Origin of the sequence: Pseudomonas sp. MYb118 (assembly GCF_040947875.1) — a bacterium.
Taxonomy (GTDB): Bacteria; Pseudomonadota; Gammaproteobacteria; order Pseudomonadales; family Pseudomonadaceae; genus Aquipseudomonas.
Genome location: NZ_JBFRXN010000003.1, coordinates 754688 through 778374, shown reverse-complemented (window position 1 = coordinate 778374; position 23687 = coordinate 754688). Strand labels below are relative to the sequence as shown.

Sequence of the window (23687 nt, the reverse complement as noted above, 5' to 3'; positions counted from 1 at the left end):
TACACTTCACCATGAATTTATGATTTAACTAGATAGTTACCTATCTATATACTGCGCCCCTCATTTCAACGGGACATTCAACGTGAAGCAGAGTCAAGGCCTCTCGGGCTTATCAAAATTCATACTGGTCGGGCTGGGCGTGGTCATCGCCCTGCTCGGTCTGGCGCTGGCTGCTGGCGGCGTGAAATTGGTCAGCCTGGGAGGGTCGTGGTACTTCCTGGTGGGTGGTCTGGTCATGGCCCTCGCCGGTCTGCTGATCGCTCGCTTCAAGCCGGCCGGTGCCTGGCTGTTCGCCGCGTTCCTGGTGGGCACGGCGATCTGGGCAGTGAGCGACGCCGGGCTGGTGTTCTGGCCGGTGTTCTCGCGCCTGTTCATGTTCAGCGTGGTGGGCCTGGTGGTGGCGTTGGTCTACCCGCTGTTGCAACGTGCCAGCGGTAACGTGCCGGGTCGCGGCGCCTATGCCGTGGCCGCCGTGCTGGCGGTGGGTGTGGCCGTGGCCGGGGGCAACATGTTCGTGGCCCACCCCACCGTCGCCGCCACAGGCACCGGCCCTGGCCTGACGCCGGTGGAACCGGCCAAGGCGCAAAAGGATTGGGCGCACTACGGCAACACCGAGGGCGGCAGCCGTTTTGCTGCGCTGGACCAGATCAACCGCAGCAACGTCGACAAGCTCAAGGTGGCGTGGACCTACCACACCGGTGACGTCGCCGAGAGTGACGGCAATGGCGCCGAAGACCAGCTCACCCCATTGCAGGTCGGCAACAAGGTGTTCATCTGCACCCCGCACAACAACCTGATCGCGCTGGATGCGGACACCGGCAAGGAACTGTGGAAGAACGCCATCAACGCCCAGTCCAAGGTCTGGCAGCGCTGCCGTGGCATGGCTTACTTTGACGCCACTGCCGCTGTCGCCGCGCCGCAATCCCCGTCGCTGGCGCAACCGGTGGCCGTCGCCCCTGGCGCCAACTGCCAGCGTCGTTTGCTGACCAACACCATCGACGCGCGACTGATCGCCGTCGACGCCGACACCGGCGAGTTCTGCCAGGGTTTTGGCAATAACGGCCAGGTGGACCTCAAGGCCGGCCTGGGTGATGTGCCGGACAGCTACTATCAGTTGTCTTCCGCGCCTTTGATGGCGGGCACCACGGTGGTGGTTGGCGGTCGCGTGGCCGACAACGTGCAAACCGACATGCCAGGCGGCGTGATCCGTGGTTTCGACGTGGCCACAGGTCAAATGCGCTGGGCGTTCGACCCGGGCAACCCGCAGGATCGCAACGCTCCAGCCGACGGCAGCACCTATGTGCGCAGCACGCCCAACAGCTGGGCGCCGATGTCCTACGACGCCACCACCAACACGGTGTTCTTGCCGATGGGCAGTTCGTCCACCGACATTTATGGGGTGGAGCGCAGCAAGCTGGATCACACCTACGGCGCGTCAATCCTGGCACTGGACGCCAACAGTGGCGCCGAACGCTGGGTCTACCAGACCGTGCACAACGACCTCTGGGACTTCGACCTGCCGATGCAGCCGAGCCTGATCGACTTCACCAAGGACGGCAAGACCATCCCGGCGCTGGTGATCGGCACCAAGGCCGGGCAGATCTACGTGCTGGACCGCGCGACCGGCAAGCCGCTGACCGAGGTCAAGGAAGTACCGGTCAAGGCGTCCAACATCCCTAACGAGCCGTACTCGCCGACCCAGCCGAAATCGGTGGGCATGCCGCAGATCGGTGCCCAGCACCTGACCGAGTCGGACATGTGGGGCGCCACGCCGTACGACCAACTGCTGTGCCGGATCGACTTCAAGTCGATGCGCTACGACGGCCTGTACACCGCGCCGGGCACCGACAAATCGCTGAGCTTCCCGGGCTCCCTGGGTGGCATGAACTGGGGCAGCATCTCCACCGATCCGGTGCACGGCTTCATCTTCGTCAACGACATGCGCCTGGGCCTGTGGATCCAGATGATCCCGTCGCAGAACAAGGGCCAGTCGACCTCAGGTGGCGAAGCACTGAACACCGGTATGGGCGCGGTGCCGCTCAAGGGCACGCCGTACGCGGTGAACAAGAACCGCTTCCTGTCGGTGGCCGGCATTCCCTGCCAGGCGCCGCCATTCGGTACCCTGACCGCCATCGACATGAAAACCCAGAAAGTCGCCTGGCAAGTACCGGTGGGCACCGTTGAAGACACCGGTCCCCTGGGCATCCGCATGCACCTGCCAATCAAGATCGGCCTGCCGACCCTCGGCGGTACGCTGTCGACCCAGGGCGGCCTGATCTTCATCGCCGGCACCCAGGACTTCTACCTGCGCGCCTTCAACAGCGGCAACGGTGAAGAAATCTGGAAAGCCCGCCTGCCGGTGGGCAGCCAGGGTGGCCCGATGACCTATGTTTCGCCAAAAACCGGCAAGCAATACGTGGTTATCACCGCCGGTGGTGCGCGTCAGTCGACCGATCGCGGCGACTACGTAATGGCCTACGCCCTGCCGTAACTGCGGCTCCCTTCATCGCAACAGTGCGCGGCACCTTCGGGTGCCGCGTCGTTTTCCGTTCAAGCTTTTCAGCAGGAAGTTTCACATGCCAGTTCGTTTTTCCCACCCCGGCGTCGTCACCGGGGTGATGTTCGGTCTCACCTGCAGCGCCACCCTGCCCGCCTTTGCCCTGCCCTCCTTCGTTGAGCCCGACCTGTTCACCCGCAACACCCTGAGCGGCGACTGGGGCGGCCTGCGCCACCAGCTCGATGAAGACGGCATCAAGTTCAGCGGCGAATACAGCGGCGAAACCGCCTACAACGCCGACGGCGGCCTGCACCGCTCGGCGCGCTACTCGCAGAACATCAAGCTCGGTGCGCAGTTCGACCTGAGCAAGCTGTATGGCGTCGACAACGCCGGCAAGATCCAGTTGACCATCAACGACCGGCGCGGCAACAGCGCCTCCGAAGACCTGGTGGGCAACCGCCTGCCGATCCAGGAAAACTACGGCGGCCTCTACACCCGCCTGACCGAGCTGAGCTACGAGCGCACGCTGTTCACCCCCAAGCTCAACGTCAAGCTCGGCTACATGGCCATGGGCAACGACCTGGGCGGCCTCGATAGCGGCATCCTGTGTAACTTCATGAACGCCGGTTTCTGCGGTCACCCGCTGAATATGTCCGGCGGCAGCGGCTGGACCAACTACCCCAACGCTCACCTGGGGGCGCGGGTGAAATACGACCTGTCGTCGTCCTGGCAACTGCGCGTGGCCGCGTTCAACGTCGACCCGTCGAGCAACGGCAACTCCAGCCGCGCCTGGCACCTGGGCCCGAAACACACCACCGGCACCGTGGTGCCCATCGAGCTGGTGTACAAACACGCAGGCAACCTGCCCGGCGAATACAAGGTTGGTTATTACTACGACAGCTCAGACGTCAAACGCATCGGCAGCGACAAGGAAGTGTCCGGTCGTGGCGGCCATTACCTGCTAATCGACCAGGCGGTGTGGAACTCGTCCACCGACCAGGGCCGCAGCCTGCATGCCTTCGGCCAATACTCGGCAGCCAGCGAAGCGGCATCGCCGTTCAGCAAGTGGTACGGCACCGGCGTGGTGCTGTACAAACCGTTCGAAGGCCGCCCGCGTGACACCATTGCCCTGGGCTACGGCCGCGCCGTGCCCAACCCACGCAGCCGCGATGTGCAACAGGACGCCGCGCTGGCCAACGGCACGCCACTGTCGAACCTGGACAGCGCCGAACAACTGATCGAACTCGGCTACGGCTACCAGGCCACCCCTTGGCTGAGCCTGCGACCGAACCTGCAATACATCATCGAGCCGGGGGCGTTCTCCGGGCAGGACATCGACAATGCGCTGGTGGTGGGGTTGCAGGTTAAAGCTGCGCTTTGACACCGCGGGGCATCAGGACGCTTGCATTATCGTTGACGACCATCGCGGTCAACACAAAACCTGTAGGAGCGAGCTTGCTCGCGATGCACTCCCAGGCGCCGCGGGGCATCAGCCCCCCCCCCGCGTCATCGTTGACGACCATCGCGAGCAAGCTCGCTCCTACAGGGGGGCGGGCAAACCGCGAGATAGGTGGTTGACTTGCGCACGCCACCTTGCGCATTATCCGGCTTCACCCAACTTGGCAACGGATCATTCATGATTCTCGACGCTCACCTCATGCTGACGACCCAGGGCCTTTCCGCCCAGGGCTGCGCGTGCGTGTGCGTTGCCAAGAAATCGAAGAAACAGTCGCTCATTTGACCGGGGCGCTGTCCCGTCAGATGAGCTGACAGGACAGAGAGCACCAGGTTTCCTTCTCCCTGCTTGATTCCCCTCTTCTCCTCTGACGTCGACTAATCGGTCTGCCTGAGGAGTTATGCATGTCTAATTTTCGCGGTATCTGGGTTGCACTGGTCACACCTTTTCGTGGTGGGCACGTTGATTTCGACGCCCTTGCCGGCCTGGTGACCAAGCTGTTGGCCGACGGCGTGCGCGGCCTGGTGGTGTGTGGCACCACGGGCGAAGCGGCGGCCATGGGCAAGGACGAACAGCTGGCGATGCTCGATGCCGTGCTGAAAATCGCCGAGCCGCACCAGGTGATCATGGGACTTTCAGGCTACAACCTGCAGGAACTGCTGGCGTTCCAGCAGAAGGTCCAGGCACGGGACATCGCCGGCGTCCTGGTTCCGGCGCCTTGCTACATCCGGCCTTCGCAGCAGGGTATTCAATCGTTCTTCCACACCGTGGCCGACGCCTCCTCAGTACCGGTTGTGGTCTATGACATCCCTTACCGAACCGGTGTGCGCATCGAGCGCGACACCTTGAGGAGCATCGTGCGCCATCCGAACATCGCTGCCGTGAAGGATTGCAGCGGCGACATCGAAACCACTCTGGCGCTGATCAACGATGACCAGGCCGAGGTGCTGACGGGCGAGGACGTGCAGATATTCTCCAATCTGGCACTGGGCGGTGCGGGTGCGATATCCGCGTCTGCCCATGTGCGGGCCGAGCTCTACGTGCAGTTGTTGGAGCACATGGATCAGGGCAACGTCGCCGTCGCCCGAACGACGTTCTACCAGTTGCTGCCATGGATTCAGATGGCCTTTGCCGAAGCCAACCCGGCAGTGGTGAAAGCTGCACTGAGCCTTCAGGGCCTGATCGCCAACGAGCTGCGCGAGCCGATGCAAGCCTGCACGGCGGGAACGATGGCGCGCTTGCAAGGGGTGTTGCTGGAATTGGATGCCTAGCGCGATAAGCGAAGGTGGCCGCTACGGCCACCTTTATTGAGCAACGGGTATTTCTGCGGCATACCATAATCTCAAAAAAACGTTGCTAATACGAACTATTCGCAGATAGTATCGGCGCGCTTTTTCTCCCCCCCTGCCCCCGCAAGGATTTCCCTACCGATGCGCCGCACGCTTGTTTCCCTGTGTCTGCTCCACGCTGTCCCCTCGTTGGCCTGGGCTGAGCAACCTGCTCAACAGCCCGCCAGTATTGAACTCGACGCCTTGAGCATCAACGCCGATGCCCTCAATGTCGAACGCGCCGACGGCCCGGTCGAAGGCTACAAGGCCACCCGTTCTGCCAGTGCCACCCGCACCGACACCGCCCTGCACGAAACCCCGCAATCGGTCAGCGTGGTGCCCCGCGATGTCATCGAAGACACGAGTGCCACACGCTTGCAGGATGCGCTCGATTACGCCGGCGGCGTGGGCCGCGCCAACAACTTCGGTGGCCAGGGCCTGACCACCTTCACCGTGCGCGGCTTCACCACCGGCGAGTTCTACCGCAATGGTTTCCCGATCAACCGCGGTTACCCCAACGCGCCGGATGCCAACACCATCGAACGCCTGGAAGTGTTGCGCGGCCCAGCCACCAGCCTGTATGGCCGTGGCGATCCCGGCGGTACCTTCAACGTGGTCAGCAAGCAGCCGCTGCCGGAGTCCAAGGTGACGCTGGGCAGCCAGTTCGATGACCAGGGCATGCATCGCGCCACCCTCGATGCGACCGGTCCGCTGAATCAGGATGGCAGCCTGGCCTATCGCCTGAACCTGCTGGGCGAAGGTGGCGACAGTTTCCGTGATGATGTCGAAAGTGAGCGCTACGACGTTGCACCGGTGGTCAGCTGGCAGGTCAACGACACCACGAAGATCGTCTTCGAGGGTGATTTCATGCGTAACAACCACCCGCTCGACCGTGGCCTGCCCCGCTACGCCACGCAAACCGGCAGCGCCTCGCGCGATACCTACATCTGGGAAAAAGGCAGCGACAACCTGCTGCACAACGACAACAACATGGCCCAGGTCCGTTTCGAGCACCTGCTCAACGACGACTGGACCCTGGGTGGCGGCTTCCAGTTTCTCGATGGCTCGCTCAAGGGCAACGCCGTCGAAGCCAACGGCGCGCCCGCCGATGGCCGCACGCTGCAGCGCAACTTCAACTACCGCAAGCTGGAATGGACTGACCGCGACTTCCAGCTCAACCTGACCGGCCACTTCGACACCGCAGGCTTTGCCCATACCCTGCTGACCGGCGTCGAGTACGAGAACTACGACTACAACTCGATCATCCAGCGCTCGTCGGCGGCCAACGGCACCTACCCGATCGACATCTACAACCCGGTCCTCGGCCAGCCGCGCCCGGCCCTCACCCGCACCACCACTTGGGACAAGGAAAACCTCAAGACCTGGGCGTTCTTCATCCAGGACCAGGTTGCGTTGACCGATCGCCTGAAGGCCCTGGCCGGTGTGCGCCTGGAGCGCTTCGAGCACGATTACGACGACAAGCTCGTCAACTCGCGGGACTTCACCAAGGGCCAGAACGCGGCCACGCCACGTTTTGGCTTGCTGTATGACCTGACCGACACCGTGGCGGTGTATGCCAACACCGCGCGTTCGTTCAAGCCCAACAGCGGCACGCCGTTCGCCGGCGGAGGCTTCGATCCGGAAAAGGGCAAATCCTATGAGCTGGGCGTGAAGTGGGAAGCGCTGGATCGCCAGCTGAGCGTCGATGCGGCGGTGTACCACATCATCAAGGAAAACGTGCTGACCCTCGATCCGGCGAACACCAACTACAGCCTGGCGGCAGGCAAGGTGCGCAGTCGTGGCCTGGACATCAACGTTGCCGGCAACATTACCCCAGAGTGGCGAGTGATCGGTGGTTACGCCTACGTCGATGCCGCAGTGATCGAGGACAACCGCCTGCCCAACGGCACGCGCCTGGCCAACATCCCGCGCAACAGCTTCAGCCTGCTCAACACCTATGAATTCCAGGACGGCTTCGCCAAGGGCCTGGGGCTGGGTGCCGGGGTCAAGTACGTGGACGACCGCAACGGCCAGACCGAAGCCAGCACCTACACCATGGACCGCTACAGCGTGGTGGACTTGCTGAGCTTCTACAAGGTCAACGAGCACGTGCGGTTGAACCTGGATGTGAAGAACGTCTTCAACAAAGGTTACGACGAAGGCGCCTTCAACACCTACGCCTACCCAGGTGCCCCGCGCACAGTACAAATGGGCGTCGCCTACACCTTCTAACCCCCCCCCCGCCCCCGCCCCTGTAGGAGCGAGCTTGCTCGCGATGGTAGCCCAGACAACGCGGGGCAACAGGCGTCCCGCGTAATCGTTAACGACCATCGCGGGCAAGCCCGCTCCCACAGGGACAGCGCCCTGCCTTGTGGGAGCGAGCTTGCTCGCGATGGAGCCACAGACACCGCGGGGCATCAGGTTTCCCGCGTTACCGTTAGCGATTATCGCGAGCAGGCTCGCTCCCACACTGGTTTGAGGGTGTCGCAACATCCCGGTACGACACAAATCCTGTGGGAGCGGGCTTGCTCGCGAAAGCGGTCGGTCAGGCAACTGCGATTGTGCATGTGCCGGCCTCTTCGCGAGCAAGCTCGCTCCTACAGGGTTTCGTGGAGTGCGGATAAAGCTTCGCGCAATGCTTCGGTCTTCTGCGCGGGCAGCCGCGCCAGCGGTCGGCGTGGCTGGCCGGCGTCGTAGCCGGTGATTTGTGCGCCGGCGTAGACCGACTGCACATAATCGCCCTGCCAGATCAACGACATCACCGGTTCCAACTGCCGCCAGATCTCCCGCGCATCGTCCCAACGCTTTTCCCGGGCCGCGCGCACCAGCGCCACGCAGGTCTTCGGCGCCATGTTCGCCCCGCCCCAGATCAACCCTGCACAACCGGCAAACATCGCGTAGGGCGCCAGTGGATCGGCCCCGTTCATCACCGGCAAACCGGTGCGCATCAACGACGCCTGGGCAGCCAGGTCGCCACTGCTGTCTTTCACTCCGACAAAATTGCGGATTTCACACAACTGCCGCAACAACGAAGGCGTCACCTCGACACCCACTGCCTGCGGCACGTTGTAGCCAATCACCGGCAACCCGGCACTTGCCACGGTGCTATAGAAATCAACGATGCCTTGATCATCGGTCGGCCCTTCGAAAAACGGCGGCAGCACCATCACTCCCTCCGCACCGGCATCCGCCGCCCGCCGGGTGCGCTCGACCACTTCCTCGACCAACAGCGCCGAAGTCTGCGCAATCACCCGCGCACGCCCGGCAATAACCTTGGCGCCATAAGCAATCAGCTCGCTGGATTCATCCCTGGACAGGTACACATGCATGCCGGTCCCGGAACTGAGCACAAAACCATCGACACCGGCCTCGATATAACGCTCGATCAACTGCCCAAAACGCTGGAAGTCGATCCGGCCCTGCGCATCGAATGGCGTGGTGATCGCCAGGTTAAGGCCCGCAAACGGAAAGTCAGACATCACGCAAAACCCCTTCTTGTTGTTCGTTGGCAGCAGACTAACCAGCGCCCACGCCTGCGCAAAACGAGATTTAGGCCTTGGTTATCATGAGCTGGCGTTATGCAACGCGAACTGCTCCAGCAGCCAGTCATGCAACTGCCGACACCCCGGATCGTCCTCCTTGTCCAGGCGCAAACTCAGGTAATGCTGAGTATCACCCTGGACCATCTGCTGCTCGACCGGGCGCACCAGCAAACCCTGTTCCACCAACGGCGCCACCAGGTAATGCCAGCCCAGCACCACACCCTGATGGTTCAAGGCCAGCTGGATCAGCGTGTTGTAATCGTTGGCACTGAAAAAATGCCCGGCGTTGTCGGCCCGGTCCTTGAAGTCGATGTCATGGAACGCCAGCCACAAGCCCCAGTCCACGTGCTCGGCGACCTGCGAGCGGCCATAGGGGCCGAGGTTGAGCAAGGCGCTGTCGCGCAGGCCTTCGAGCGTGCGCACCTGCGGGTGCAGCTTGAGATACTGCGGCGTGCACACCGGGTAGATCACATCGCACACCAGCGGCTGGCTGCGCAGGCCCTCATCGACCATGTTGCGCTTGGTGATGAAGATGTCCGGCTTAACGCCCGGTTCCATGTCGAGAAACTTCTGGGTGGTGATCAGGTTGAGGTCGATGCCTGGGTAACGGGCGAAGAAATCCGGCAGGCGCGGCGTCAGCCACAGATTGGAAAACGCCGGCGTGCAGCACAGGGTGACGACCGGGCGGCTGACGTGCTGGTCGCGGATGCGCTCGACTGCCTGGGAGATGTTGGCAAAGGAAAACTGCACCGCGTCATAAAACGAAGAGCCCGCAGCAGTCAGTTCGATATTGCGCCCGGAGCGGCGAAACAGCGCCGAGCCCATGTACTCCTCCAACTCGCGGATCTGCCGGCTGACCGCCGCCTGGGTGACACACAGCGCTTCGGCCGCGCGGGTGAAGTTCTGGTATTTGGCGGCCGCCACGAACGTCCTGACCGCACGCAGCGACGGCAACTTGATCAACGACTGATCCGGCTCTGTGTGCTTCACCATGGGCGCAAGGTCTCAAATGCTCGGGAGACCATCATTGCACGTCATTCACCGCCAGTGAAAACCCTCGGCGTGACCATGTCCAAACCTTCCATGAGTTGTCCCGTTCGTTATAGGGCACACTCGCCAGCCGGTGCGATAGTGCTAAAAAAACAAGGAACCGGCAGCATGTACAGAAACACCTCCACCCCGGCAGACGACAATGGTTGTGGCTGGTTCCACCTGAGTCCCCCGCGCACGCCGCGCCCTGCCCACAGCGGCCGCAGCCAGGCGCGCTGGGCGGTGCTGGGCGCCGGCTTCACCGGTCTTGCCGCGGCGCGTCAGCTGGCGTTGAAGTTTCCCCATGACGAAATCGTCCTGATCGAGGGCCAGCAGGTCGGCTTCGGCGCCTCCGGGCGTAACTCGGGGTTTGCCATCGACCTACCCCATGACATCGGCGCCCCGGATTACATCGGCGACCTGGCCACGGCGCGGATGAACCTCAAGCTCAACCACTTCGCCCAGGCGCAGATCCGCGCGCTGGTGGCCGAGCACGGCATCGACTGCCAGATCCGCCCGGACGGCAAGTACCAGGCCGCGGTCGAGGACAAGGGCCTGGCGGTGCTGGCGGCTTACCGCAGTGGCCTGGACAAGCTCGACCAACCCTACGAAATGATCGACGCGCGTGATCTGCCCGAGCACCTGGGCACCTCGTTCTACCGCCAGGCGCTCTACACCCCCGGCACCATGCTGCTGCAACCGGCAGCCCTGGCCCGTGGCCTGGCCGACAGCCTGCCGAGCAACGTCAGCCTGTACGAGCACACCGTCATCACCCGCCTGGAACAGGGCGAAAAGATCACCCTGCACCACGCCAACGGCCAGATCGTTGCCGACGAACTGCTGCTGTGCAACAACGCCTTCGCCTCGCATTTCGGTTTCCTGCCGGGGCGCCTGCTGCCGATCTTCACCTACGCCAGCATGACCCGGCCGCTGACCGAGGCGGAGCAACAACGCCTGGGCGGCAAGCCGACCTGGGGCATCATCCCCGCCGACCCGTTCGGCACCACCCTGCGCCGCACGCCGGATCAACGCCTGCTGGTGCGCAACAGTTTCAGCTTCAACGCCAGTGGCCAGGCCCAGCAGAAGTTTCTCGACCGCGCCGAACGCCAGCACCGCGCCTCGTTCGAGCGGCGCTTCCCGATGCTGCCGGACGTGTCGTTCGACTACACCTGGGGCGGCGCGATGTGCCTGTCGCGCAACCACCTGTCGTACTTCGGCAGCCTCGCGCCCAGGGTTCATGCGGCGCTGTGCTGTAACGGCCTGGGCATCACCCGTGGCACGGCCACCGGCACCCTGCTCGCCAACTGGCTGACCGGTGAGCGCAACGAACTGACCGATTTCCTGCTCGCCTCCCCTGGCCCCAACCGCAATCCGCCGGAACCGCTGTTGAGCGTGGGGGTCAACCTGAACCTGAACTGGGGCCAGCGCCGTGCTGGTCTCGAAGCCTGAGGAGGCAACATGCACAGTCTGGGCATTCTGGGCGTTGGCGCGCTGACCGAAACCATCGTTCGCGGCCTGCGCCGCAGCGGCTTCGACGGACCGATCCGGCTGTCGCCGCGCAATGCCGAACGGGCCCAGGTACTCGCCGCCGAACTGGCCTGTGAAGTGATGCCGGACAACCAGGCGGTGGTCGACAACGCCGACATTCTGCTGCTGGGCGTGCGCCCGGATGCGGTGGCGCAACTGGCGGCAGAGATCCGCATCAAACCCGGCCAGCGCCTGTTGTCGCTGGTCGCCGGCCTGCATCTGCAAACCCTGCAAGCGACCTTTGCCGAGGCGGAGTGCGTGCGGGTGATGCTGTCCTGCGCCGCCCAACTGAACCAGACCACCGTGGTCGTCTACCCGCCCGACCCCACCACCCAGGCCCTGCTCGACCCGCTCGGGTCAATGGTAGTGATGAAGGATGAAGCCGAATTCGAGCTGGCCACCGTAGCCGCGTGCATGAACGGCTGGTTCTACTTCCTGCTGCATGACCTGCAACACTGGCTGGTGGACAAGGGCTTGCCGGCCGATCAGGCGCGCATGCTGGTGCTGGGCAATCTGCAGGATTGCCTGGCGAGTGCCCGCGCCAATCCCGAGCAGACCCTCAAGGCCATGGGCGAAGCCATTGCCACACCAGGCACCTTCACTGCCGCCGGGCTGGACGTGCTGCATCACCAGCCGGGCAGTGCCACCTGGGGCGCCGCCTGTGAAGTGGTGTTCGACGCCCTGCTCAACCGCGCCCCGCGTTAAAGCTCGGGGTCCATCCCGACCCGCTCCACCAGGCGCTCGCCGTTGAAGCGTTCCACTTCATGGCGGCGCTTGCGGAAGCTGTACGGGGTTTCGCCATATTGCTTGCGAAACCACAGGATAAAGTGCGACGCATCGGAAAAGCCGCTGGCCAGGGCGATGGTGGTGATGTTCTGGCTGGTGTTCACCAGCAGCCGCCGGGCGTGGTCCAGGCGCAGTTTGCGCCAGTAGTTGGCTGGCGGTTCCTGGGTGTTGGCGACGAATTCGCGGTGCAGTTGCCGCGGGTGGGTGCCCACCGCCTCGGCCACCGCCTTGAGTGACAACGACACGTCCAGGTTGTCACGCATGAAGGCAATCGCCCGCTCCACCCGATCGTTCTGGTAGACCTTGCCCGCCTGCTCCTCTTCGTCCGCCCGCTCTTCCACCAACAGGTATTCCAGGCCTTTCTGCGCGCGCACTTCGCCGCAGTGCCGGCGAATCAGGCTGGCGGCCAGGTCAATGGCGGTGCCGCCGGGGCAAGTGATGATGCCGCGGTCATCGACGTAGCTCTTGTCGATCACGGCAGTGGCGTTGGGAAACAGCTCTTCGAATTCTTCGCGAATGGTGAAGTGCACCGCGCAACGCCGGCCATCGAGCAAGCCGGCCTTGCCGAGCACGAAGGACGCCGAACACAGGGCGATGATCGGGATATTCGCCGCATGCACGTCACGCAACGCATCGAGCAGCCAGTCCGGCGGGTTGCGCGTCTCACCCAGCAGGCCGCCGGCGATGACGATGTAGTCGTATTGCGCCCACAAGTTCAGGGGCCGTGTGGGTGAAATCGGCATGCCGCAACTGGCGGTGATCGACTGGTCGTTGCAGGTCATCCAGTCCCACTGGCAGTACACCTGCTGACTGCGGAACGACTTATCGGCGGCAAACCGCAAGGAGTCGACCAGGCCCGCCACCGGCACCAGGGTGAACTGGTTCATCAGCACGAAACCGACTCGAAGGTCCGGCTTTACCTCTGCGGGCAGTGCGTTCAAGGTCGTTCTCCAGGCAGGCCGGGACGTCCGGCACGGCTTCATCATAAGCCTGGCCGGGCGTCCGGCCTATCATATAAAGACAGCTATATCGTATATCCAGGACAGGCCCGCGGTTTAGAGGCCCCGGCATCCTATCAATTGTCATGCGCGTAATAGCAGGCACCTCGGGGCGCTGCGCATCATGCCCGGCAAACCCAACAATAAGGATTTGCCGCGCATGAACCCCGTCACCAAGAGCAGCTACGTCGATGGCGCCTTCCTCCCTACCGATGGCAGCGACCTGCTGGGCGACCTGCTAGACAATCGCAGCCCGTCCAACCCAGGCGAAGTGATCGAGCGCTTCGTGCGCGCCGACCAGGCCCTAACCGAACGCGCCATCGCCGCGGCCCGCCGTGCCCAGCCGGGCTGGGCGCGCAGCAACCCGCAGCAACGGGCCGACGCGCTGGACTTCATCGGCAGCGAAATCCTCGCTCGCCGTGAAGAACTGGCCGTGCTGCTGGCCCGCGAGGAAGGCAAGGTGGTGCGCGAAGCGCTGGGCGAAGTCGACCGCGCCGGGCGTTCCTTCAAGTTCTACGCCCAGGAAGCCCTGCGCGCCGAAGGCGAAAAATACCAGTCGGTGCGCCAGGACGTCGGCATTGACGTGTTCACCCAGCCCCTGGGGGTGATCGGCATCATCGCGCCGTGGAACTTCCCCATCGCCATTCCGGCCTGGAAAATCGCCCCGGCCCTGTGTTTCGGCAACTGCGTGGTGTTCAAGCCGGCGGAACTGGTACCGTCCTCGGCCTGGGCGCTGGCGGAGATAATTTCCCGCGCAGGGCTGCCGGCTGGCGTGTTCAACCTGCTGATCGGCCCCGGCCGCAGCGTCGGTGACACGCTGATCCGCTCGCCGCTGGTGGACGGCATCAGCTTCACCGGTTCCGAGCACACCGGCCGGCAGATCGCCCGCCTGGCCGCCGATGGCATGAAGAAAGTGCAACTGGAGATGGGCGGCAAGAACCCGCTGATCGTCCTCGATGACGCCAACCTCGAACAAGCGGTCGATGTCGCTCTCAACGGTTCGTTCTACAGCACCGGCCAGCGCTGCACCGCCAGTTCCCGGGTGATCGTCACCCAGGGCATTCACGACGCGTTCGTCGCACGCCTGGCCGAACGCACCCGCGCCCTGAAAGTCGGCGATGCCTTGCAGGCTTCCACCGACATCGGCCCGGTGGTGGATGCCCGTCAGCTTGAGCAGAACCTGTCGTACGTCTCCAGTGGTGTCGAGCAAGGCGCAACCCTGGTGTGCGGCGGTGAACGCATCGACAACGCCGCGGGTGCCTATCTGTTCACCCCGGCGCTGTTTTGCGACGTGCGCCCGGACATGCGCATCTACCGCGAGGAAATCTTCGGCCCGGTGCTGAGCGTGCTCAAGGTCGATGATTACGAGCAAGCCTTCGCGGCAGCCGAGGACACCGCGTTCGGCCTGTCCGCCGGTATCGTCACCACCTCGCTCAAACACGCCGAACACTTCAAGCGCAACAGCTCGGCGGGCATGGTGATGGTCAACCTGCCCACCGCCGGGGTCGATTATCACGTGCCGTTCGGCGGCAATGGCGCCTCCAGCCTCGGCTCGCGGGAGCAAGGCACCCATGCGCGGCAGTTCTTCACCCGGGTCAAGACCACCTACCAATTGGCCTGAGAACCTGATCGCCACGCCGTTGCGCTCTACCCGGGTGTCGTTTTTCGCTGCCCGCAAGCAACGGCGTCGCGCTAAGCTGCCTGGCAGCCCCATCCCCCCTTTGAGACCGCAAGAGGTAACACGCAAATGGCCAAGGCTGCCGATGTCGTTGTGCAATGCCTGGAAAACGAAGGTGTCGAGTATGTGTTCGGCATTCCCGGCGAGGAAAACCTCGACCTGCTGGAATCCCTGCGCAAGTCGAAGATCAAGCTGGTGCTGACCCGTCACGAACAGTCCGCCGGGTTCATGGCCGCCACCTACGGGCGCCTGACCGGCAAGACCGGCGTCAGCCTGTCGACCCTCGGGCCTGGCGCGACCAACCTGGTGACCGCCAGCGCCTATGCCTATCTGGGTGGCATGCCCATGATGATGATCACCGGGCAGAAACCGATCAAGAAGTCCAAACAGGGTCGATTCCAGATCATCGACGTGTGCGGGATGATGGCGCCGATCACCAAATACACCCACCAATTCGCCTCCGCCGACAACATCCCGGCGCGCATGCGTGAGGCCTTCCGCCTCGCCGAAGAAGAAAAACCCGGCGCCGTGCACGTCGAACTGCCGGAAGACATCGCCGCCGAGCAGACCGACAGCCTGCCGATCCCGCCGAGTCTGCATCGCAGGCCGTTGGCGGAAAACAAGGCCGTCGAGGCCGCCGTCGACAAGCTACGCACCGCGCGCAGCCCGATCCTGGTGATCGGCGCCGGCGCCAACCGCAAGATGACCGCCAAGGTGCTCAAGCAACTGATCGACAAGACCGGCATCCCGTTCATCACCACGCAGATGGGCAAGGGTGTGGTCGATGAGCGTCACCCGCGCTTTCTCGGCAACGCGGCACTGTCGGCCGGCGACTTTGTCCATCGCGCCGTCGAGGCCGCGGACCTGATCGTCAACATCGGCCACGACGTGATCGAGAAACCGCCGTTCTTCATGGTGCGCGGCGGCACCGAAGTCATTCACATCAACTTCCGCTCCGCCGAGGTGGATGCGGTGTACTTCCCGCAGATCGAGGTGATCGGCGACATTGCCAACGCCGTGTGGCAGATCGGCGAAGCCCTGAACGACACCGCGCACTGGGACTTCACCCGCCTGATGGCGATCCGCGAGGCCAACGAAACGCAGATCGCCGAAGGCGCCGACGACGACCGCTTCCCGGTGTACCCGCAGCGGCTGGTGGCCGACATCCGTCGTGCGCTGCCGTCCGAAGGCATCGTGGCGCTGGACAACGGCATCTACAAGATCTGGTTCGCCCGCAACTACAAGGCGCACAAACCCAACACCGTGCTGCTCGACAACGCCCTGGCGACCATGGGCGCCGGCCTGCCATCGGCGATGGCGGCGCACCTGGTGCACCCCGATCGCCCGGTGGTCTCGGTGTGCGGCGATGGCGGTTTCATGATGAACAGCCAGGAGCTGGAAACGGCGGTCAGGCTGGGCATGCACCTGACGGTGGTGATCCTGCGCGACGACGGCTACGGCATGATCCGCTGGAAGCAGGCGAACATGGGCTTCACCGATTTCGGCCTGGATTACGGCAACCCGGACTTCGTCAAATACGCCGAGGCCTACGGCGCCCACGGCCATCGCGTGGAAAGCGCTGAAGGCTTCCTCGGGCTGCTCGAACACTGCATCAAGACGCCTGGTGTGCACGTGATCGACTGCCCGGTGGACTACAGCGAGAATGACCGGATTCTCAATAGCGAGTTGCGTGAGCGGAGTCTCGCTGTCTGAATCCAACCCCGCCTCCTGTAGGAGCGAGCTTGCTCGCGATAGCGGTGTGTCAGTCAATAGATGAGTAGCAGACACATCGCAATCGCGAGCAAGCTCGCTCCTACAGGGGGGAGGCGGCGCCTGATGAACACATACCGAGAACAATAACAATTGAAAACCCAGGACCCCGGCACCCGCCACAAGGGCTATCGCCGCATCATCCCGTCGATGACCGCCCTGCTCCAGTTCGAATCCGTCGCCCGCCTGAAAAGCTTCACCCAGGCGGCCAAGGAACTGGGCGTGACCCAGGCGGCGGTGAGCAAACAGGTGAAGATGCTCGAAGAGAACGTCGGCGCGCAGCTGTTCCATCGCCTGCACCGCTCCATCGACCTGACCAACGAAGGCCAGGCGCTGTTCGCGATCATTTCCGAATCCCTGCAAAAAATCGCCACGGTGTTCGACCAGATCAACCAGGAAGGCGGCCGCCGGGAAATCACCCTTGGCGTCACGGCCTCGTTCTCGCAGTTCCAGATCATGCCGCGGCTCGCCGCGCTGCGTGAAACCCTGCCGGACATTCAACTGGGCCTGGCTACCCAGATGTTCACCGGCGACCTGCGCACCCAGGACGCCGACCTGTACATCCGTTACGGCGACGGTCGCTGGCAGGACGGCGAGGCCATCCTGTTGTACGAAGAGGAAATCTTCCCGGTCTGCTCCCCCGCCTGGCTGGCACGCCACAGTGCGCCAACCACCCTGGAGGAACTGGCGGCGGCCGGCCTGCTCGACTCCGACTCGACCACCGAAGGCTGGATGAACTGGCAAGGCTGGTTCAAGCGCCTGGGCCTTTCCAACCAGAAACTGCATTTCACCCTGCGCGGCAACCTGCACGCCGACATGGTGCACGCCGCCTTGCATGGCCACGGCATCGGCCTGGGCTGGGGGCGTGTGATCGAGCATCTGCTGGACAGTGGCGAACTGGTGCGGCTCGAGCCGTTTTCCGTGCGGCCCACCGACGCCTATTACGCAATCATCCCCCATGGGCGCACGGCCACCCCTGAAGCCTGGGCGATCATCCGCTGGTTGCAGGACCGTGCGCCACTGTCAGCTCTCTCAAAAACCAACTCATAACTTGATGTAATGCGAACGGTAAAAATAGGCGCATTGACGGTGTTTTGACCCACTCAGATAATCCTTACAGCACTCGTATTACATACGACTAATTACAAGAAAGTGCCTGAGGAATAATAATGAGCATTGCGTCTATCAAGTCTCACCGCGAAGTTATAACTTCCCGGCAACCGGGTTTTGGCATGCCTGGCGAAGTGTTCAGTCGCCAGGACATCTTTGAAACCGACGTCGATGTATTTTTCACCAAACACTGGATATTGGTCGCCGTGACAGCGGACGTCGCCGAGCCCGGTGATGTGTTCACCACCGACATCGGCAAGTCGTCGATCCTGGTCCTGCGCGATGACGACGAACAGGTCCGTGCCTACCGCAACGTCTGCCGCCACCGCGGCGCACGCCTGAAAGAACCGGGCAAATCCACGGTCGGCATGCTGGTGTGCCCTTATCACCAATGGACCTACGACCTGGACGGCAGCCTCAAGCATGCCGCGCACATGGGCAAGGGTTTCGATCCCAAGTGCCGCAGTCTGATCCCAGTACATTGCAAGGTCATCGGCACCCACGTATTCGTTTGCCTGAGTGAAGAAGCACCGGCTGATATTGCCATTCAGGAAGAAGTCATGGGCGCGCGTTTTGCCCCTTTCGACTTGACCAATACCCGTATCGCCTATGAACTTGACTATATAGAGAACGGCAACTGGAAGTTGGTGATGGAGAATAACCGCGAGTGTTATCACTGCGCGGGCACTCACCCCGAGTTACTTGTTTCCTATCAGTCCGAAGACCTGGGTGTCAGTCTTGAAGAAATGAGCGAAGAGGCCCGCGCTTCTTATGACGCTTATCAAGTGCGCAAGGCCGGTATCGAAGCCGACTGGGCCCGCGGCGGGCACCTGTACGAGACGTTCGAACACCTGGAAGGCGATGCCGCCACCCAGTTCCGCACCCAGCGCATGATCATCGCCGGCAGTGGCGAATCCCAGACCCTGGACACCAAGGTTGCTTGCACCAAGCTGTTGGGCAACCTGACCCGCAAGGACCTGGGCGACACCCACCTGTGGGGCAACAACTCCTGGGCCCACGTGATGAGCGACCACGCGATGATCAGCTGGATCATCCCGCTGTCGCCGGACCGCACCCTGGTGCGCACCAAATGGCTGGTGCACAAGGACGCCGTCGAAGGCGTCGACTACGACGTGCAGCGCCTGACCGAAGTGTGGGTGGCCACCACCAAGCAGGATGCCGACCTGGTCGCCATCACCCACAGCGGCACCCAGGACCCGGCCTACATTCCGGGCCCCTACTCCGAATTCACCGAGCCGTACGTGGACCAGTTCCTGCGCTGGTACAGCGATCGTCTCGCCGTCCATGGGGTATAAGGTGATGACTGTCTTCGAGAATATCGCCAGCCTGCGCGCCGACCAGCGCTTTGCCGACACTGACCATTGGGCCGCCCACGGCGCCCAGTGGGCCAGCGGCGAGAGCAAACGCATCGAATGCCTGAGCGTCGTCGCCGAGACCCACGACGTCAAGACCTTCACCTTCCACAGCCCGGACTACCCGGCCCTGGCCTATGAACCGGGCCAGTTCCTGACGATCTCGCCAGTGATCGGCCAGGAGGTCATCTCCCGCTGCTACACCCTGTCGTCGACGCCGACCCGGCCGTTCACCTTTTCCATCACGGTCAAGCGGGTGCCGGGTGGAGCGGTGTCCAACTGGCTGCACGACAACCTCAAGGCCGGCGATGCCATGACGGCGTCGGGACCGGCGGGTATTTTCACGCCGATTGCCGGCCCTGCGCGCAAGTTGCTGTACCTGTCCGCCGGCTCAGGCATCACCCCGCTGATGGCCATGACCCGTGCGGCGGCCGACCTGCATGCCGACCTGGATATCGTCTTCGTGCACAGTGCGCGGACACCCAAGGACATCATCTTTCGCGACGAACTGGCACGCCTGGAACGCTCTATGCCGCGCCTGCGCACGCTGTTCTTCTGCGAAGGCCTGGGTGACGAACCGGATTGGGCCGGGCCCGTCGGGCGCCTGTCGATTGCCGAGCTGCAACAGCGCATTCCGGATTTTCTCGAACGCTCGGTGTTCACCTGCGGCCCCAAGGGCTACATGGACGCCGCCAAGGCTCTGCTCGGCAGCGCCGGTTTCGACCTTGCGCGTTACCACCAGGAAAGCTTCGACATCAGTGCCGAAGCACCGGTAGAGCCCGTTCCGAGCGCCGCCCCCGGCCAGGCCCAGGGCACCTTCACCGTGCGCCTGGCCCGTTCGGGCAAGGAATTCACCATGACCGCCGAACAGACCGTGCTCTCGGCGGCCAAGAAAGCCGGCGCCGTGGTGCCCTCCTCGTGCAGCCAGGGCGTGTGCGGCACCTGCAAGACCGCGGTACTCGAAGGCAGCGTCGAAATGAACCACAACGGCGGCATCCGTCAGCGCGAAATCGACAAGGGCCTGCGCCTGCTGTGCTGCAGCCGGCCCACTTCGGATTTGGTGATTGATCTCTAAACACATGACTTGAACACCACCGGCCCCCTGTAGGAGCGAGCTTGCTCGCGATAGCGATCTGTCATCCAGCTCTGTGTTGACTGATGCACCGCTATCGCGAGCAAGCTCGCTCCTACAGGGGAACTTGGGTGTACTGCAAATCTGGCTAGCAAGCCATCCCCCCGCCATACGGCCTTGTAAAAATAATAAGGAAAGCCGATGCGTGCAAAATCCGGCCTGTTCAAGGGCCTCAACCCCGTGGTGACCGTCGGGTCGCTGCTGATCGTCCTCGCCTTCGTGATCCTGTGCGCCTCCCACGGCGACCAGGCGGCCGGCGTGTTCAAGCGTGCTTCGGACGCAATCCTCGACAACCTCAAGTGGTTCTACATTTCCCTGGTCAGCGGCGTGCTCTGCGTGTTGCTGTACATCGCCTTCAGCCGCCACGGCACCCTCAAACTCGGCCGCCCGGACGAAAAGCCGGAATTCAGTTTTGCCGCCTGGATATCCATGCTCTTTAGCGCCGGCATGGGCGTCGGCCTGATCTTCTGGTCGGTGGCCGAACCGGTGCTGCATTACGCCAGCAACCCGTTCAGCCCGGGCCTGAGCGATCAGGCGGCGTCCATGGCGATGCGCATCACCCTGTTCCACTGGGGCCTGCACCCGTGGGCGATCTTTACCATCATCGGCCTCGGCCTGGCCTACTTCGCCTACCGTGAAGGCCTGCCACTGGCGCTGCGTTCGGTGCTGTACCCGCTGATCGGCAAGCGCATCTACGGGCCCATCGGCCATACCGTCGACATCATCGGCGCCGCCGTCACCGCGTTTGGCGTCTCGCAATCGCTGGGCATGGGCGTCGAGCAGATCAACACCGGCCTGAATCAGGTGTTCGGCGTGCCGGTGAGCCTGTCGTTCAAGCTCGGGCTGATCGCCGTAGTGACCGTGATCGCCTCGATCTCGCTGGTGGCCGGCGTGTCGCGCGGGATGAAGCGCCTGTCGACGGTGAACATGTTCATTTCCCTGGGGCTGATGCTGGTGGTGCTGATGCTCGGCCCGACCAACTACATCATGAACTTGCTGTTCGAATCGACCGGCGACTACCTGCAGAACATCGTCGGCCTGAGCCTGTGGACCGACACCCAGAGCGGCAGCGGCTGGCAGAAGAGCTGGACGGCGTTCTACCTGCCCTGGTGGATGACCTGGGGACCGTTCGTTGGCCTGTTCATCGCGCGGATTTCCCGTGGCCGAACCATCCGCGAGCTGGTGGTCGGCGCCTTGCTGGTGCCAACGCTGGTCACCATTCTGTGGATGGCGGTGTTCGGCGGCACGGCGCTCAAGGACGAGCAGCAAACCCGCCAGGCCTACAACAGCCTGCCGGTGGCGGAACAGACCCAGGCCGGCCCGTTCACCGGCGGCCCGATCCTCGATGCCACGCGCAAGGAAACCACCACGGCGATGTTTACCCTGCTCGAACGCCTGGATGGCAAGACCCTGGGCGGCATTCTCAGCATCATTGTCTGTCTGCTGCTCGCGGTGCATTTCGTCACGGCGGCGGATGCCGGCACCCAGGTGCTGTGCATGCTCAACTCGCTGGGCAGCATCAACCCGCCGAACTGGCTGCGCGTGTTGTGGTGCGTGTTGGAGGGCGCAATTGCCGCGAGCCTGATCATCGCCGGCGGCCTGGTGGCGATCCAGATGGCGAGCATCGTGGTCGGCCTGCCGATCGCGATCTACATGCTGGTGGCCAGTTACGGCCTGATCCGCGCCCTGGGCTCCAACGCAGGCCTGGCGCCGGCCGAGGTCAACAATGAGGTGCTGGCGGGCCATACCCGCCTAGCCGAACCTCTGTAGGAGCGAGCTTGCTCGCGATGAGGCCCTGTCAGCCGACACATACACAGGCTGACCCACCGCCATCGCGAGCAAGCTCGCTCCTACAGGGATAGTGCCCCCCGTGCAAACCTCTGCCATGAGGTTTGCGCGGCGTTTCCCATTGCCTGTCGATCAGCAATGGAATCTTCCATAACGCGTCATCGCCGTTATATCGGCGATGTCCGCGCAGTGCGATATTTCTCTCGACATCGGAAATCGTCCAGGCCAGGCGAAACGCCGATGTTCTCCGCAGACACACTCTAAAAACAACAGGAGCGATTACCCGTTGCGACGGGTAATGCGTTCGGTATTGCGTAGCAAGAGAGACCCCATGACCAACAAGCTCAATATTTCATTGGAAGATGCGCCGCTGAACAGTTTTCACAAGAAGCTGGCGATCTACTCCTCCGGCGCGCCGTTTCTCGACGGGTACATCCTCAGCATCATTGGCGTGGTGCTCATGCAACTGAGCCAGGCCCTGCAATTGACCGAACTGCAAGAGGGGCTGGTGGCCGCCGCCTCGTTGATCGGCATGTTCTTCGGCGGATTCGTCGGTGGCCTGTTCACCGACAAACTCGGACGCAAGACCCTTTACGTGCTGGTCCTGGTGATGCTCGCGGTGTTTTCCCTCGGGCAGTTCTGGGTCACCTCCGCCTGGGCCCTCATCACGCTGCGCCTGCTGCTGGGTATCGCCATCGGCGCCGACCACCCGCTAGCCACCTCGCTGCTGGCTGAATTCCTGCCGAAAAAACAGCGCGGCTCGATCCTCGCCAGCCTGGTGATGATGTGGTTCGTCGGCGCGGCGGTGGCCTATGTCGCCGGGGAGCTGATCCTGCGCAGCATGGGCCCTGAGGCCTGGCGTTGGGCGCTGGCCAGTGCGGTGGTGCCGGCGGTGCTGTTCCTGATCATGCGTGCCGGCACCCCGGAATCGGCGCGCTGGCTGGTCAGCAAGGGCCGCACCCAGGAAGCCGACAAGGTGATCAAGAAGGTCTACGGCACAGGTTTTTCCATCACCGACCTGCCCGAGCCCGCCGCGCAACGCCAGGTCACCGCGTGGTCGCTGTTCCACTCCAGCTACGGCAAGCGGATTTTCTTCGTCAGCATCTTCTGGACCTGCTCGATCATCCCGCAATTCGCCATCTATGCCTTTGCGCCCAAGATCCTCGCGGCGATGGGCCTGACCGGTGAACTGGCGTCCTGGGGCGCGGTGGCGATCACGGTGATCTTCGTACTCGGCTGCCTGCTCGGTGTGCGCCTGATCAACCCGCTGGGCCGGCGCAACATGCTCATGCACAGCTTCCTCTGGTCGGGACTGGCCCTGCTGCTGCTCGGTGTGTTCAAGGATGGCGCGGCGTTGCTGACCCTGGTGTTGTTCGGCAGCTACGCCTTGTTCATCGGCGGTGCCCAGGTGCTCCAATACGTCTACCCCAACGAGCTGTTCCCCACCGAAATTCGCGGCTCAGCCGTGGGCCTGGCCACCTCGCTGTCGCGGATCGGCGCGGCGGTGGGCACCTACCTGGTGCCGATCTCGCTGTCCTCCATCGGTATCGCCAACACCATGTTCGCCGCGTTTGGCATCTCCATGGTCGGGCTGTTCTTCACCTGGCTGATGGCCCCGGAAACCCGCTCGCTGGACCTGGCCAAGGCCAGTGCCGTCTGACTAACCTTTAAAG

Annotated in this window: 16 protein-coding genes; 13 read left to right on the top strand and 3 right to left on the bottom strand. The window is 63.2% G+C overall.

Features of this window, described 5'->3' with window-relative positions; translation table 11 throughout:
* Positions 1-82: 82 nt before the first annotated feature.
* The 4 genes from ABVN20_RS24895 (at position 83) to ABVN20_RS24880 (ending at position 7513) form a co-directional block, all read left to right on the top strand.
* On the top strand, positions 83-2491 hold the full coding sequence (locus ABVN20_RS24895) for a glucose/quinate/shikimate family membrane-bound PQQ-dependent dehydrogenase (RefSeq protein ID WP_368558410.1): 2409 nt from the start codon (positions 83-85) through the stop codon (positions 2489-2491).
* 85 nt (positions 2492-2576) lie between these two features.
* The gene (locus tag ABVN20_RS24890; protein ID WP_368558409.1) at positions 2577-3878 is read left to right on the top strand and encodes a carbohydrate porin; all 1302 of its coding nucleotides are present in this window, start codon (positions 2577-2579) and stop codon (positions 3876-3878) included.
* A 479-nt stretch (positions 3879-4357) separates the two neighbouring features.
* Complete coding sequence (gene dapA / locus ABVN20_RS24885) at positions 4358-5224, top strand: 4-hydroxy-tetrahydrodipicolinate synthase (protein WP_368558408.1); 867 nt, start codon at positions 4358-4360, stop codon at positions 5222-5224.
* A 159-nt stretch (positions 5225-5383) separates the two neighbouring features.
* Positions 5384-7513: a TonB-dependent siderophore receptor gene (locus tag ABVN20_RS24880; RefSeq protein WP_368558407.1), complete on the top strand. Its 2130-nt coding sequence runs from the start codon at positions 5384-5386 to the stop codon at positions 7511-7513.
* 365 nt (positions 7514-7878) lie between these two features.
* Here ABVN20_RS24880 and ABVN20_RS24875 read toward each other — a convergent pair whose 3' ends face one another.
* On the bottom strand, positions 7879-8760 hold the full coding sequence (locus ABVN20_RS24875) for a dihydrodipicolinate synthase family protein (RefSeq protein WP_368558406.1): 882 nt from the start codon (positions 8758-8760) through the stop codon (positions 7879-7881).
* An 84-nt stretch (positions 8761-8844) separates the two neighbouring features.
* The gene (locus ABVN20_RS24870) at positions 8845-9816 is read right to left on the bottom strand and encodes a LysR family transcriptional regulator (protein WP_368558405.1); all 972 of its coding nucleotides are present in this window, start codon (positions 9814-9816) and stop codon (positions 8845-8847) included.
* A gap of 165 nt (positions 9817-9981) precedes the next feature.
* Between ABVN20_RS24870 and ABVN20_RS24865 the strand changes: the two genes are divergently transcribed.
* Together ABVN20_RS24865 and ABVN20_RS24860 are read left to right on the top strand one after the other, a co-directional pair.
* Positions 9982-11301, top strand: a complete 1320-nt coding sequence (locus ABVN20_RS24865; RefSeq protein WP_368558404.1) for an NAD(P)/FAD-dependent oxidoreductase — start codon at positions 9982-9984, stop codon at positions 11299-11301.
* A gap of 9 nt (positions 11302-11310) precedes the next feature.
* Positions 11311-12084, top strand: a complete 774-nt coding sequence (locus ABVN20_RS24860) for an NAD(P)-binding domain-containing protein (RefSeq protein ID WP_368558403.1) — start codon at positions 11311-11313, stop codon at positions 12082-12084.
* Here ABVN20_RS24860 and ABVN20_RS24855 read toward each other — a convergent pair.
* On the bottom strand, positions 12081-13106 hold the full coding sequence (locus ABVN20_RS24855) for a GlxA family transcriptional regulator (protein WP_368558402.1): 1026 nt from the start codon (positions 13104-13106) through the stop codon (positions 12081-12083). The two genes, ABVN20_RS24860 and ABVN20_RS24855, sit on opposite strands and share 4 nt — an antisense overlap.
* Positions 13107-13323: 217 nt before the next feature.
* On the opposite strand from ABVN20_RS24855, the gene ABVN20_RS24850 reads away from it, so the two are divergent.
* The 7 genes from ABVN20_RS24850 to ABVN20_RS24820 all read left to right on the top strand — a co-directional run bounded on the left by ABVN20_RS24850 (position 13324) and on the right by ABVN20_RS24820 (position 23674).
* Positions 13324-14784 (top strand): aldehyde dehydrogenase family protein, encoded by a 1461-nt coding sequence (locus ABVN20_RS24850; protein ID WP_368558401.1) that lies wholly within the window; start codon positions 13324-13326, stop codon positions 14782-14784.
* Positions 14785-14910: 126 nt separating this feature from the next.
* Positions 14911-16554: an acetolactate synthase large subunit gene (locus ABVN20_RS24845; RefSeq protein ID WP_368558400.1), complete on the top strand. Its 1644-nt coding sequence runs from the start codon at positions 14911-14913 to the stop codon at positions 16552-16554.
* A gap of 150 nt (positions 16555-16704) precedes the next feature.
* Complete coding sequence (locus ABVN20_RS24840) at positions 16705-17661, top strand: LysR substrate-binding domain-containing protein (protein WP_368558399.1); 957 nt, start codon at positions 16705-16707, stop codon at positions 17659-17661.
* Between the two features lie 119 nt (positions 17662-17780).
* Entirely contained in the window at positions 17781-19037 is a 1257-nt protein-coding gene (locus tag ABVN20_RS24835) for an SRPBCC family protein (protein WP_368558398.1), read from the top strand.
* A gap of 4 nt (positions 19038-19041) precedes the next feature.
* Positions 19042-20169, top strand: coding sequence for a 2Fe-2S iron-sulfur cluster-binding protein (locus ABVN20_RS24830; RefSeq protein ID WP_368558397.1), 1128 nt, complete (start codon positions 19042-19044; stop codon positions 20167-20169).
* Between the two features lie 198 nt (positions 20170-20367).
* A complete protein-coding gene (locus tag ABVN20_RS24825; RefSeq protein ID WP_368558396.1) occupies positions 20368-21996 on the top strand; it encodes a BCCT family transporter in 1629 nt (542 codons plus the stop codon).
* A 349-nt stretch (positions 21997-22345) separates the two neighbouring features.
* A complete protein-coding gene (locus tag ABVN20_RS24820; RefSeq protein ID WP_368558395.1) occupies positions 22346-23674 on the top strand; it encodes an MFS transporter in 1329 nt (442 codons plus the stop codon).
* The last annotated feature ends 13 nt before the right edge of the window (positions 23675-23687 follow it).

Excerpts from the sequence above, each read along its gene's own strand:
- ABVN20_RS24845 (WP_368558400.1), top strand. The coding sequence starts at position 14,911 with ATGGCCAAGGCTGCCGATGTCGTTGTGCAATGCCTGGAAAACGAAGGT.
- ABVN20_RS24850 (WP_368558401.1), top strand. The coding sequence starts at position 13,324 with ATGAACCCCGTCACCAAGAGCAGCTACGTCGATGGCGCCTTCCTCCCT.
- ABVN20_RS24870 (WP_368558405.1), bottom strand. The coding sequence starts at position 9,816 with ATGGTGAAGCACACAGAGCCGGATCAGTCGTTGATCAAGTTGCCGTCG.
- ABVN20_RS24875 (WP_368558406.1), bottom strand. The coding sequence starts at position 8,760 with ATGTCTGACTTTCCGTTTGCGGGCCTTAACCTGGCGATCACCACGCCA.
- dapA (WP_368558408.1), top strand. The coding sequence starts at position 4,358 with ATGTCTAATTTTCGCGGTATCTGGGTTGCACTGGTCACACCTTTTCGT.
- ABVN20_RS24830 (WP_368558397.1), top strand. The coding sequence starts at position 19,042 with ATGACTGTCTTCGAGAATATCGCCAGCCTGCGCGCCGACCAGCGCTTT.
- ABVN20_RS24865 (WP_368558404.1), top strand. The coding sequence starts at position 9,982 with ATGTACAGAAACACCTCCACCCCGGCAGACGACAATGGTTGTGGCTGG.
- ABVN20_RS24880 (WP_368558407.1), top strand. The coding sequence starts at position 5,384 with ATGCGCCGCACGCTTGTTTCCCTGTGTCTGCTCCACGCTGTCCCCTCG.
- ABVN20_RS24835 (WP_368558398.1), top strand. The coding sequence starts at position 17,781 with ATGAGCATTGCGTCTATCAAGTCTCACCGCGAAGTTATAACTTCCCGG.
- ABVN20_RS24890 (WP_368558409.1), top strand. The coding sequence starts at position 2,577 with ATGCCAGTTCGTTTTTCCCACCCCGGCGTCGTCACCGGGGTGATGTTC.
- ABVN20_RS24825 (WP_368558396.1), top strand. The coding sequence starts at position 20,368 with ATGCGTGCAAAATCCGGCCTGTTCAAGGGCCTCAACCCCGTGGTGACC.
- ABVN20_RS24820 (WP_368558395.1), top strand. The coding sequence starts at position 22,346 with ATGACCAACAAGCTCAATATTTCATTGGAAGATGCGCCGCTGAACAGT.
- ABVN20_RS24860 (WP_368558403.1), top strand. The coding sequence starts at position 11,311 with ATGCACAGTCTGGGCATTCTGGGCGTTGGCGCGCTGACCGAAACCATC.